Annotated in this window: 10 protein-coding genes and 1 pseudogene; 2 read left to right on the top strand and 9 right to left on the bottom strand. The window is 73.0% G+C overall.

Annotation, left to right across the window (positions count from 1 at the left end):
* Positions 1–111, top strand: a pseudogene (locus ACRYMN_RS09930) (IS5/IS1182 family transposase); the annotation flags it as partial.
* On the top strand, positions 83–838 hold the full coding sequence (locus ACRYMN_RS09925) for a TolB-like translocation protein (RefSeq protein WP_432494497.1): 756 nt from the start codon (positions 83–85) through the stop codon (positions 836–838). The pseudogene ACRYMN_RS09930 and the gene ACRYMN_RS09925, both read left to right, overlap by 29 nt.
* A gap of 60 nt (positions 839–898) precedes the next feature.
* Here the strand turns inward: ACRYMN_RS09925 and ACRYMN_RS09920 are convergent, their stop codons facing one another.
* From ACRYMN_RS09920 to ACRYMN_RS09880, 9 genes are all read right to left on the bottom strand, one after another.
* A complete protein-coding gene (locus tag ACRYMN_RS09920) occupies positions 899–2296 on the bottom strand; it encodes a cell wall-binding repeat-containing protein (RefSeq protein ID WP_432494495.1) in 1398 nt (465 codons plus the stop codon).
* A 59-nt stretch (positions 2297–2355) separates the two neighbouring features.
* Entirely contained in the window at positions 2356–3408 is a 1053-nt protein-coding gene (locus tag ACRYMN_RS09915) for a hypothetical protein (RefSeq protein WP_432494493.1), read from the bottom strand.
* The gene (locus tag ACRYMN_RS09910; RefSeq protein ID WP_432494491.1) at positions 3408–4091 is read right to left on the bottom strand and encodes a hypothetical protein; all 684 of its coding nucleotides are present in this window, start codon (positions 4089–4091) and stop codon (positions 3408–3410) included. The genes ACRYMN_RS09915 and ACRYMN_RS09910 overlap by 1 nt, the downstream gene beginning before the upstream one ends.
* A gap of 28 nt (positions 4092–4119) precedes the next feature.
* Positions 4120–4776: a PilN domain-containing protein gene (locus ACRYMN_RS09905; protein WP_432494489.1), complete on the bottom strand. Its 657-nt coding sequence runs from the start codon at positions 4774–4776 to the stop codon at positions 4120–4122.
* Positions 4773–5819, bottom strand: coding sequence for a type IV pilus assembly protein PilM (gene pilM / locus ACRYMN_RS09900; RefSeq protein ID WP_432494487.1), 1047 nt, complete (start codon positions 5817–5819; stop codon positions 4773–4775). Before pilM ends, ACRYMN_RS09905 begins: the two co-directional genes overlap by 4 nt.
* Before the next feature lie 107 nt (positions 5820–5926).
* Positions 5927–6712: a prepilin peptidase gene (locus tag ACRYMN_RS09895; RefSeq protein ID WP_432494485.1), complete on the bottom strand. Its 786-nt coding sequence runs from the start codon at positions 6710–6712 to the stop codon at positions 5927–5929.
* A complete protein-coding gene (locus tag ACRYMN_RS09890; protein ID WP_432494483.1) occupies positions 6709–8502 on the bottom strand; it encodes a type IV pilus modification PilV family protein in 1794 nt (597 codons plus the stop codon). The genes ACRYMN_RS09895 and ACRYMN_RS09890 overlap by 4 nt, the downstream gene beginning before the upstream one ends.
* Positions 8499–9311 (bottom strand): PulJ/GspJ family protein, encoded by an 813-nt coding sequence (locus tag ACRYMN_RS09885; RefSeq protein WP_432494481.1) that lies wholly within the window; start codon positions 9309–9311, stop codon positions 8499–8501. Before ACRYMN_RS09885 ends, ACRYMN_RS09890 begins: the two co-directional genes overlap by 4 nt.
* The gene (locus ACRYMN_RS09880; protein WP_432494479.1) at positions 9308–10663 is read right to left on the bottom strand and encodes a type IV pilus modification PilV family protein; all 1356 of its coding nucleotides are present in this window, start codon (positions 10661–10663) and stop codon (positions 9308–9310) included. Before ACRYMN_RS09880 ends, ACRYMN_RS09885 begins: the two co-directional genes overlap by 4 nt.
* Positions 10664–10755: the final 92 nt, after the last annotated feature.

The raw sequence follows: 10755 nt of genomic DNA, 5'->3' as shown, positions 1-10755 counted from the left end.
AACTACAAGCGCCTGGCGCTGCGCTACGACACCAGCAACACCACGATCACCGCGCTGGCCCGCCTGGCGATCACGCTGATCTGTGCCCGTCGACTACCTCCGACGAACTAATGCAACGGCTTGTAAGACCTCGGAGGGACTCACCACCTCGTGGACGGAGTGGGCGCTGCTGGTGGCCGACGTGCCCAGCCGGACGGTGCGGCCGCTGCCCGGCTGCCCGGACGAGGTGCGCACCGGTGCGCTGTCACCCGACGGCTCGACCGTCGCGCTGCTGTGCACCCCGTCACGACCGGGCGAGGACGGCGAGTGGACGAGCGACGTCACCCTGGTCCTGGTGCCGGTCGGCGGTGGGCCGGCTCGAGAGGTGTGGCGCACACCCGACGCCGGCTGGTCGGCGGAGACGGCGGTGCAGTGGTCGGCGGACGCGCACCTGATGGCGGTGACCTGGCTGGAGCCGCCGGGCCCGCCCCACGGCGACGACGAGGTGTGCACCGCGGTGCTGCGCGCGGACGGGCACGAACTCGGGCGGGAGATGACCGTCCGCCTGGAACCGCGCTACGGGCCCGTGGTCGACGGGCAGGCGTTCGCCGCGTTCAGCGAGCACGACCGGCCGGTCTCGCTGCCCTTCGTGCGCAGCCTCTCCCCGGGGTACTGGTTCGCCGGGCACACCGACGTCGCCCGCGGGCCGCAGGACGAGCGGCTCCTGCTGCGCGAGGCGGACCGGCTCCTCGTCGCACGCGACGAGGACGGCTGGCACGACGTCGCCGTGCTGCCCGAGCAGGTCCGGATGGACAGCGTGCGCGTGGCCCCGGCAGCGGGGACCTTCACCCGCGGGTGAACGCGCGCGGGCTCCACCGGGAGGGGTGGAGCCCGCGCGGAGCCGGGGACGGTGGTGGGGTCAGCGCACCGCCGCGTCGCCGAGGTAGACGTTGTTGTCCGTCGGGACGGTCGCGGTGCGCCGGGAGGACGTGGTGACGACCTTGAGGTTGTCCACACCCCTCACGTCGACGTCGATCACGGCCGGCCTGCCCTGCGAGACGTCCCACGCACCGAGGCTGACCTCGTCGCCGAAGAGCTCGACGCGGCTGGTCAGCCCACCCGTGGAACCGTCGAGGACGCCGGCCACCGCGGTGAAGCGCTCGAAGCGGGTGCCCAGGCTCCAGGTGCGGTACTCGGAGTTCCGCGGGTCGGTGTCGTAGGAGACGGTGCGCGGGTAGAAGACCCCACCCAGGGTCGCGTGGTCGATCTCGTAGCGGGCGTTGCCGGCGGGCTCACCGAGGTCCTCCAGGTAGGTCTTCACCCCGGCACCGCAACTGGTGCGCTTGGCGGCTGCCTCGGAGACGCGGTCCGGCCCGCCCACCACCTGCAGCGTCCCGGGATCGACGCGTTCGACCGCCAGGTTGACCTCCTGCGGCACGCAGTCGGCAGGCGTGAGGAACAGCGGGCCACGACCGCGGCCGGCCGCGGCCCCGGCGGTGACGGCGTCCGCCCACGCGGCACCGGAGACGACGAACGCCTCAGCGGTGTCCGCCGCCGTGAAGTACTCGCGCGAGAGGGCGACGGCGGTGCCGTAGCGGTCCTGGCCGGCGATCCGGCGGACCGGCGCCCCGGTGGTGCCGGCGAGCTGCTGCTGCACCGCCGCCGACACCGTGCCCTCGCCACCGACCAGGGTCACGGAACGCGGCGCCAGGCGCTTCAGCTCGGCCACGACCACCTCGGGCACCGCGTCGGTGCGCACGAGCAGCAGGGGGACCCCCCGCTTGGCCGCGGCGGCGGACGCCGCCAGGGCGTCGGGGAAGTCCTCACCGGTGGCGATGAGCACGTCCTGGACACCCGGCGCGTAGTTCGCGGCGGACAGCAGCGCCGCCGTCTCGTAGCGGTCGGAGCCGCCGGTCCGGCTCAGCTCAGCCCGGGTGTTCTGCTGCAACCACGTCATGACGTCGCGCCCGACGGCACCTTCGCTGCCGACGACGACGATCCGCCGGGCGTTGACGAGGCGCTCGCGCACCTCCTTGGTCAACTGCGCCTGCGGGGTCAGGTAGACGTTGGCGAGGTCGCGTCCCGCCACCGCCCCCGCGGTGAGCCCGTCGGGGAACCTCTCCCCCGTCACCACGTAGGCGGTGTCCAGCGGACCGTCCTCCAGCACCACCGACGTCGCGTAGCGGTCGTAGCCGAAGGTGCGGTGGAAGCGCGTCGGGCTGGCGTCCGCCGGCGCGACCGCGACGGCGGCCACGGCACCGGCGAGGACGGCGGTGGCCGTCGCCCGCCGCAGCCGACGCGGGGTCGTGCGGGCCATCAGGAACCTCCGGGTGTGCGAGTGGGGAGCTGGGGTGGGGGCGGGGTTCGAGCGCTCGATCAGAAGAGGATGCCGTCGTCCTCGGTGCCGCCGAAGCTGCCGTACCAGACGACACCGTCCGCGTCCTTGACGAAGAAGTTCATCCCGGGCGGCTCGAGGCCCTCGTACTCCAGCCCCAGGAACGTGAAGGTGGTCCCGGGGATCAGCTCGTCCACGGAGACCTTGACCGACGATCCGCGGTCGACCTGGAAGAAGTAGGTGCTCCCGCCGAGCACGCCGATCGACCGCACCACGTGGTGCGAGGCGCCCATCGCCGCGGAGGGCACCTGCTGCTCCGCCGGCACGAGCCAGCCCTGACGGATGCCGCGGTTGGAGGTGATGAGCGCGTTGCCGCCGACATCACCGCGGAACGTGATGTCAGCCGGGTACAGGACGGCGCCGTCGGCGAGGTTCTGGCAGTACCCGCCGTGGTTCTCGCTGTAGTGGACCTGGAAGTTGGTCCCGCACGGGTTCTCCGGGTCGGCGCCCAGGTAGCGGTAGGAGGAGATCTCCCAGGCGGGCGCTGTGGAGCGCGACGGCGTCGGTGTCGCGGGGGTGGGCTGGGCGGTGGGCTGGGCGGTGGGCGCCGGCGCGACGGTGGGGCCCGAACCGGGCGTGGGCCACGCCGTGGTCGTCGTGCTCGTCGGGGAGGGGACCGGGACGACGGTGACCACGGGGGGGACGGCGATCGGCGCCGTCACGGCCGGCGCGGCGGGTGCGCCCGCCGGCGCCTCGGTCGTGGCCGCCGGAGCACCCGCGGCATCGCGCGGCCCCACCGTGTTGGCGAAGAGGTCGCGGCCGTTGAAGGCGAACGCCGTCCCGGGGCCGGGCTCGCCCGTCGGGGTCACCTCGGGCGTGGCGCGAGCGCCGGGGGCGACGGCGACGGCACCGGCCTCGTCGATCCCCGGGGCGCTGCTCAGCCACAGCAGGCTGCCGGAGGCACCGCCGAGGACGACCACCGCGGCAGCGGCGGCGACGAGGGAACGCGCGGCGCGCGAGCGGCCGGCGGCGACCGGCGCGTCGAACGCGGGCAGGGGCTTCTCGCCCGTCTCGGGCGGCGACTGCTCGCTCATCAGCTCACCGTCGTCTCGGTCGAGGACGCCGAGGCGTCCGGGGTGGTGGCCGGCTGGGCGGCGGCCTGGGAGAGGGAGGTCGCGGCCGTGGCCGCGTCCTGCAGCACGAAGACCCGCCCGGTGATCGAGGTGGTCACCGATCCCTCGGTGGTGCCGGTGCGCACGGCGACGGAGTCGACGAGCAGGAAGCGCTGCATGTCGGCCTGGAGGTTCTTGACGAACAGCTCGGTGCCGGCGAAGGAGCCGTCGACGGTCACGGTGAGCGGCTGCGTGAGCAGGCCACCGGCGACGGCACCGGTCGCCGCAGCGGCGGCGTCCGCCGGGCCCTGCGCGGCGTAGGGCGCGATCGAACCGGGCTCGAGGGCGCTCAGGACGACGCCGGAGGACTTCGCGTAGGTGCTGAACTGACGGATCAGGGCGGGCACCTGCGTGGCGTCGGGCAGAGCGGCGCGGGCGGCGGCGAGCTCGGCCTGGCGATCGCCCAGGGTGGCGAACTGCGAGCGCAGCAGCTCGGTCTGCGCGGCCAGGCGGGCGTTGGACTGGCGCACGCCCGCCTCCTGGGTGGCGATGTCCACGGCCTCGGCCCGCTTGGGCGAGATGAGCAGGAACCAGGTGGCCAGCAGGACCAGGACGGCGAGGACGCCGGTGCCCGCGATCCAGAGGGTGTTCTTCGAGCTCGTCACGTCGTCGAGCCTCCCGTCGTCTCGGCGGTCACCGCTGCGCCGGCACGGCGTCGCCGGTCACGGTGGCGGTGGCGGTGAAGGTGATGACGCCGGTGTCCTCGGCGCGCGTGGAGGTGGTCAGCACGGGGTTCGACAAGCCGTCGATCCCGGCGACCTGGTCCATCCAGTCCGCCACCTTGTCCTGGGAGATCGTCTCCCCGGTCACGGTGAGCAGGCCCACCGTGGGCACGATGGAGCCGTCCGCGGCGGCGGCCACGGGCAGCTGCTCGGCGGCGCTCGAGCTGGCCAGTTCCACCGAGGTCATCTGCAGGTCCTCGGGAGCACCGGCGGCGAGCTGGTCGAGGTAGGCGTACCAGGGCACGTCGGAGGCGGCCAGCTCGCTCTGCACGGCCCGCACCGCCTCGACCTGGGCGATGACGGCAGGCACCTCGGCGTAGGGGGCCTGCTCGGCCTGCAGCTGCGCGGTGCGGGTCTGCTCGGTGGCGAGCGACTGGTTCGCCGCGTCGACGTGGCCGGCGGTGACGGCGTAGGCGGTGGCGGCGAAGCCGACGACGCCGGCGAGCGCCACGCCGAGACCGGCGCGCAGCAGCCGGCCGCGTCGGGCGACCTCGAAGTCGCGGGGCAGCAGGTCGACCCGGACCACGCGCGTGCGGGCCGCGACGGCCTCGAGGGTCTGGAAGCTCATGAGATCACTCCGAGGGCGAGACCGACGGGGACCGCGGCCAGGGGCTGGACGGTCGCGAGCTGCTGCTCGTCGAGACCGGTGCGCCCCACGTGCAGGCCCGCGGTGGGGTCGGCCGGGACGACCGGCTTGCGGGTGACGGCCTCGAGCCGCTCGGCGACGCCGTGCAGCAGCGAGCCGCCGCCGGAGAGGACGATGCGCTCGACGGGGAAGGCGGGGTGGGACGCGGCGTAGTAGTCCATGGAGCTGCGGATGTCGTCGACGAAGACCTCGAGCATGAGGTCGACGGCGCTGTCGGCCAGCGACCGGTCCTGCTCGGAGAGGTCCTCCAGCGACCCGCGCTTGACGGACTCGGCCAGCGGCGCCGACAGACCGAGCCGCTCGGCGATGGCGTCGGTGACGTCCTGGCCGCCGCTGAGCAGCACGCGCACGAAGCGGGGCTGCCCGCCGGAGTGGATGACGAGGTTGGAGATGCGCGCGCCGATGTCGACGAGTGCCTCGGTGGCGACGTCGCCGAAGGGCTTGCCGACGCTGCGCAGCACGGCGAAGGAGGTCAGGTCCACACCCGTGGCGCGCAGACCGGCCGCCTCCACGGCGGCGACGTTGGCGCTGACCATCTCGCGGGCGGCGGCGACGAGCAGGCCGCGCAGCAGGCGGGTCTCGCCGTCGACGACCTCCTCGGTGACGTGGAAGTCGATGAGGCACTCGTCCACGGGCAGGGGCAGGTAGTCCTGCACCTGCAGGGGCAGGGAGGCCTTCAGCTCGGCCAGGGGCATCCACGGCAGGTCGACCTGGCGGACGACGACGCGCTGGTTGGCCACCCCGAGGGCGACCTTCTTGCCCTTGAACCCGCTGGCCTTCCAGAGCGTCTTCAGGGCGTCGACGACGGCGGCGCGGTCGACGACCTCGCCGTCGCGCACGGCGCCCTCGGGCAGGGCCACCTGCCCGAACTTCTCGAGCGTCACCCCGCCGCGGCCGTAGGACAGCTCGGCGGCGCGGACACCGGACGTCCCGATGTCGAGACCGATCGCGGTTCGTCCCGGCACGTCGCCTCCATCGTCGTTGGGTTCGCGGCCCGCGCGTCGCGGGCCCGCTGTGGTGATCGGTCGTGCAGGGGCCGGTCTTGAGGGTTCGGTCACCGGGTGCGCGCGCGTCACGCGGACGGCGTCAGCCCCATGAGCCCGAGGTACCAGCCGGCGACCGGTGCGGCGGCCGGCAGGGCGAGCAGCGCGCCACCGAGCATGGCCGGGCCGAACGGGATCTTCGCGCCGCGCCCGCCGCGGCCGGTGAGCACGACACCGACCGCGGCCACGCCGCCCAGGACGAACGCGGCGAAAGCGCCGAGCACGAGCGCGTCCCAGCCCCACCAGCCCAGCAGCATGCCCAGCACGCCGGCGAGCTTGACGTCACCCAGGCCCATCCCGCCGGGCTTGGCGACGAAGAGCACGACGTAGAGCAGCAGCATCGCCAGGGCACCGGCCACGGCGCGCAGGGCCGCGTCCCACTGCCCGCTCCCCCAGCTGGCCACCAGCAGCAGCGCGGCGACGACGGGGTAGGAGGGCAGCACGATGGCGTCGGGCAGCCGGTGCACGTCCAGATCGATGGCCGACAGCGCGACGGCGATCGCGGCCAGGTACAGGTAGGCCGGCAGCGCCCACGTGGGACCCACGATCGCGGCCACCGCGGCGAAGACCACGCCGGTGCCGAGCTCGACGAGGGGGTAGCGGGCGCTGATGGGTGCTGCGCAGGCGCGGCAGCGCCCGCGCAGCACCAGCCAGGAGAGCACCGGCACGTTGTCGCGGGCGCGGATGCCCGACCCGCAGCCTGGGCAGGAGCTGGGCGGGTGCACCACCGACTCCCCCCGCGGCACGCGGTGGACCACGACGTTGAGGAACGAGCCGACGAGCAGGCCGAGCAGGCCCGCGGCGAGCGCGGTCACCGCTGCGTCGAGATCGAGTTGATGTCCCACGAGTTCAGCACGGGCTCGACGAAGACGGGCGGCGGGACGCTGACCAGGCGGTTGTCGAAGACGTAGTTCTTCCCGTAGCCGCTGGTGGTCGTGGTGCCGGACCCGGTGGCCACCGGGCCGCGGTAGCGCTGGATGATGACGCCCTTGACGGTCAAGGTGCCCAGCTTGGAGCCTTGACCGTAGTTGAAGACCGTGAAGCTGTTGCCCGTGGAGGCGATCGCCGCGTTGATCTCCAGGTCGGCCGGCGGGTTGATGTTCACGCCGGCGGACGTCACCGGGTGCCAGACGGCGACGTTGTTGGTGCCGACCAGACCCAGCGCGTCCGTCCCGGTGGTGCCGGAGTTGTAGCGCACGTTCCCGGTGACGACGACGTCGTGCTCGGCGGCGACGGTGAAGCGCCCCTTGACGGTGCCTCGCACGAAGGCGTCGCCACGCGTGCAGCCGGCGTTGTCGTAGTTGGTGACGTCGTTGGGATCGTTCTGGAAGCTCAGGCAGCTGCCCGCCCCGGTCGCCTTCTGCACGTACACCACGCCGTTGGCCGGACCGTTGACGACCTGCTCCTGGGTCATGGGCGTGACGCCGGCGACCGCGGAGCAACCGGGACGGACCGACCCGCCGAGCGTGAGGGGGCTGCGCACGCGCATCCTGCCGTCGGCGAGGAACTCGATGGACGTCGGCCCCGTGTAGACGCACCCGTTCTGCGCGGCGGCGTCGGCCTGCTTGTCGGTGGTGGCCGGCAGGGGCAGGTACTCCGAGTACTTGGGCGTGTTGCCCGACGGGGAGGGGTTGGAGGAGCCGTACCAGGTGTTGCCGGTGGTCTTCCAGTTGGTGGTCACCTTCTTCTTGAAGACGACCGGGCCGCTGATGCTCATGGCGTCGTTGGAGTGCACGTCGCCGTCGAAGGTGTCGGTGCCGCTGAAGTTGATGGTCAAGCACTGGTACGACGTGATGCCGCCGGCGTTGGAGGCGGTCGTGGGCCAGTACTCGATGCCGGTGCTGGGCAGCCCGGGACCGGTCAGGGTGCGCGGGAAGGTGCTGCGGCCAGGGACCGTCTGGGCGCCGTTCTTCGTGGCGTAGTAGTAGCGCGCGCAACCGCGTGTCACCTGGTCGAGCGTGGGCTGGGCGATGGTGTACGTCTTGCCCTGCTGCAGGGTGTACGTGACACCCGTGCCGTTGGCGGTGACGTTCTGGTTGGAGGATGGCGTGTGGTACTGCACCGGCTTGGTCAGCCGGGTGTTGGCGGGGCTGAACGTCTCGAAGTCGGTGTAGTAGAGGAAGTTCAGGAACCCCTTGCGGCTGAGGTCCACCACGAGGGAGCGCCTCTCACGGATCGTGTCGGTGACCGTGTTGCGGACCTGGCCGATGATCTCGACGCGCAGCAGGCCGGTGCTCTTGGACGGGTCGTTGAGCACCCGCTGCGAGTACTCGGAACGCTCGGTGCCCGCGGTTCCGGGGACCAGGGCGACGTTGGTGTCCGTGGCCTGCAGCCGGATCCCCGGGTTGGGAGTGGCACCGGTGCACGCGTTGGCGGGGAACCGGTAGTAGTCCTCGCAGGCGTTGAGGCGGTGGATGTAGTCCTGCAGACCGGCCTGCGCCGCGGAGAGCGCGCCCTTGTCGTCCTGGGAGGCGCGGGTGGCGCGGTGCGCCGCCACGGCGAACGCGATGCCGGCGAGCACCAGGCCCATGACGAGCACGGCGCTCGCCAGCACGGCCAGCATGGTGAAGCCCTCATCGCGCCGGAACCATCGGGTGCGCATCACGACGTCCGTCCGATCTTGTTGAGGAGCTGGGTGGTGGAGGTGCTCTCCAGGACCGTGGTGCGGTGACCGGTGCTCGCCCGAGCGCGCAGGTTCACCCGGACGGCGCGCAGCTGGCTCGCGTCGGCCACAGGGTCGGCCACCACCTCGGCGTCCTGACCGGCGGCCACGACGGCGCGCGGCGGGCCCGCCAGCGGGTCGTAGGCGTCGGTCACGTAGCTGAACAGCGGCCGGGTGGCGTCGTACGGCGCCAGGCGCTCGACCAGCACCCGGCACGTGCGGTTCTGCACAGCGGACAGGTCGACGGCGGGGCTCGCCGGCAGCAGGACGAAGGGGTCGATGGAGCGCTCGCGAACGCGGGTCTGCTCGCACAGCGTGCGCTTGCCGTCGGTGGCGGTGCGCACCCACACCCACACCTCCTGCACGCGCAGCGCCTCCGTGGCCGGCGCGTTCGGGGTGTTCGACAGGTAGGTGTAGAAGCCCAGCACCTCGGGACCCGCCGCGACCGGTCCGTCGATCTCGGGGCCGGGCGCGCCGCCGGGCAGGGGCGGCTGTCGCAGGGCCGTGTTGTCGGAGTTGACCAGCAGCATGGTGCGCAGCCGCTTGCCGATGGCGTCCTGGGCGCTGGCCATCTGGGCGCCGGCCGTGGCGCGCTCCTCGGCGTAGTCCACGGTGCGCAGCTGCTGCACGGTGAAGACGGTCACCAGGGCCATGAGCAGGGAACCGACGGCCATCGTGACGACCGTCTCGGCCAGGGTCAGACCCTCGTCCCCGTCGGGACGGGCCGCCGCGCGGCGCAACCGGGCGATCATGGGGCGCTCACCGACGCGGTCTTGGGCGCGGCGGCGGTGGTGTTGGCCGAAGTCAGCTGCAGCGGCACCGGCAGCCCGGACAGCCCCGTGGTGGTGCTCGTGGCACGCAGCGTCCAGTCGCCGAGGGGCAGGCCGAGCACCGGGAGCTCCTTGGACGTCTCCACGAGGCCGAAGGTGACCGTACCCAGGTCCACGCTCTGCCCGGAGCAGGAGGCACCGCCGGCCTGCGTCGCGGTGACCTTGACGGTGCTCGCGCTCGCGCTCTTCACGACGGTGATCCTCGCCGAGCCGAGACGGACCTGGACGACGGGCGCCGGGGGCGCGGTCGCCGGCGTGAAGTCGGTCGCGGTCGCCGCGGAGGCGGCGCAGGTGCCGAGGTACCCCGTGTACGTCTTGGCGGGGTAGAGCAGGCCGACGGTGCCGTCGGCGCCCAGGCACGGCGTGGTGAGGGGGTCCTGCCCCGCGGTGCACGCCGGGCGCACGGCGTAGCCGCCGACGGTGTCCGCGTAGAGCACGGCGCCCAGCCCGGTCCACGCGCCGACCGGCGCGGGCGCCGGCGCCGCACCGGCGCTCACCTGCAGGAGGGCGCTGCCGGGGCGGGCGTAGCGCAGCGCCTCGACGACGGCCATCTTCCCCGCGGTGACCGCGCTGGTGCGCACCTGCTGCTGCTTGTTGTCCTGGCCGACGTGCCCCTGGGTGTTGATGACGGCGGTGTAGGTGCCGTTCTCCAGGCCGGAGAAGACGAGGCAGCCGTCGGTGTCGGTGACGGCCGTGGCGACGGTGGCGCCGGCCGCGTCGAAGAGGGTGCCCCGGATCCCCGGGTATCCGCGGTGCTGCCAGGTCCCGCTGCTGGAACGCACGGGCGTGTCGACCTGCCAGCCCAGCGCGCCGGGCGTGCTGGGGGCGTCGGACTGGTAGATGCGGCGGAACGACTCGTTGCGCACCAGGTCGTTCACCCCCATGCCCGGCCAGGTGACCGAGACCTCGACCCGCTTGCGGGTGAGGTCGGCGCCGTTGGAGCTGCACGCGTTGTCGGCGCTGGGGATGAGCGTGATCGCGCTCGTGACCGTGTAGGCCACGCCCTTCGACGCCGGCGTCCACGGACTGCCGTCCTCGGCGACGACGTCGGTGTCGTCGGCGACCCGGCTCCACTCGGTGCCGAGGAAGAACTCCTTCTTCGCCTCGGCCAGGTTGACCGCCACCTGCTTCTCGTTGGCCGTGTCGGTGGTGCGCAGCGTCTTGACGACGAGGCCCAGCACGGCCGTGGACAGCAGCGCGAAGATGAGCATGGAGACGATGACTTCGACGAGGGTGAACCCCTCGTCCTCTCGTGTCCGGGGTGGGGTGCGCATCTGCCGCTCCTGGGCCGTGGGGATGGTTCTTGACGTGCGACGAGGTGGGTGACCCCGGTGGTCCGGGATCACCCACCTCGGGTGCGTCGCGT

It is taken from the genome of Kineococcus gypseus (assembly GCF_050871305.1).
Classification (GTDB): domain Bacteria; phylum Actinomycetota; class Actinomycetes; order Actinomycetales; family Kineococcaceae; genus Kineococcus; species Kineococcus gypseus.
The sequence above is the reverse complement of the archived record's forward strand: the minus strand, read 5'-3'. Positions and strand labels throughout refer to the sequence as shown.